Here is a 999-nt window from a genome sequence, read left to right as displayed (position 1 = left end):
GATGGTGGCGCCGAGGCGGTCGTTGTGCCAGATGGCGGCGGTCATGGCGAGGACGCGTTGACCGATGCGGGCGCAGACACCTGCGATGGTGCGTCCGCCGTGGTGTTCGAGGTCGAGTTGTCCTTTCAACGTGTCGTTGACCGATTCGATGATCTGGCGCAACGGTTTGAAGAATCGTTCACCGCCGCGGGGTTGTTCGCCTTTGCGGGTCGGGCGCAGCAGGGTGATCCCGGCCTCGGCGAGATCGTGTTCGAAGATGCGTCCGTAGTAGTTCTTGTCGGCGATGATCAGGTGCGGGCCGGCCGCGACGATCTCGGCGATACCGGCTGTGCCGGTGAGGATGTCACACAGCACATGTCGTTCGTCGGCTTTGGCGCCGGTCAACGCCCACCCGACGGGCACCCCGTGCAGGGTGCAGACCAGATGCAGTCGCAGGCCCCAGAAGAAGCGGGAATGCGAGGCGCAGTAGCCGTATTCGGCCCACCCGGCCAACTCGGATCGTTTCGCGGTCTCCCGCGACCGTCCGCACTCGACGGGAGTGGAATCGACCACCCAGGTGTCGTCGTCACCGACACTGGTCATCGACGCCAGGGTGCGGGTCAGCCAGGCCATCGTCGGGGCCAGTGCGCGCAGGCGTTTGTTGTAGCCGGGCTGGTGGGGCACGGTGGGAAACATGCCGAGCAGATGGGCCCGCGCATAGCGCAGCCAGCGGCGTTCGCTGGTGAACCCCAGCAGCGCCTGCAGCACCGCCAGGGTCAGCATCTCGGCGTCGCTGATGCGGGTGGCGAACCCACCGGCCGGTCGTGGCGCGACACGCTCGGGATGGGCTTTCAACAGATCGTCGCAGGTCACGTACAGTGCAGTGGCGAGGGTGTCCAGATCGGCGTCCACATCGACCTCCAGGTCAGTGTTTGGGTAAGCAACGCTGATTCTGGACGCCCTCCACCACTTCAACCCCATGCGACACACCAGTCACATCACCGGGAATCACTCATCTAG

At 65.1% G+C, this 999-nt stretch carries 1 protein-coding gene; it reads right to left on the bottom strand.

Going from position 1 to position 999, the window contains the following annotated elements; translation table 11 throughout:
• Positions 1-891 (bottom strand): IS982 family transposase (locus tag GORHZ_RS09850; RefSeq protein ID WP_006332557.1); only part of this gene is annotated, 891 nt, incomplete at its 3' end.
• Positions 892-999: the final 108 nt, after the last annotated feature.

It is taken from the genome of Gordonia rhizosphera NBRC 16068, assembly GCF_000298195.1.
GTDB classification, from domain to species: domain Bacteria; phylum Actinomycetota; class Actinomycetes; order Mycobacteriales; family Mycobacteriaceae; genus Gordonia; species Gordonia rhizosphera.
The sequence above is the reverse complement of the archived record's forward strand: the minus strand, read 5'-3'. Positions and strand labels throughout refer to the sequence as shown.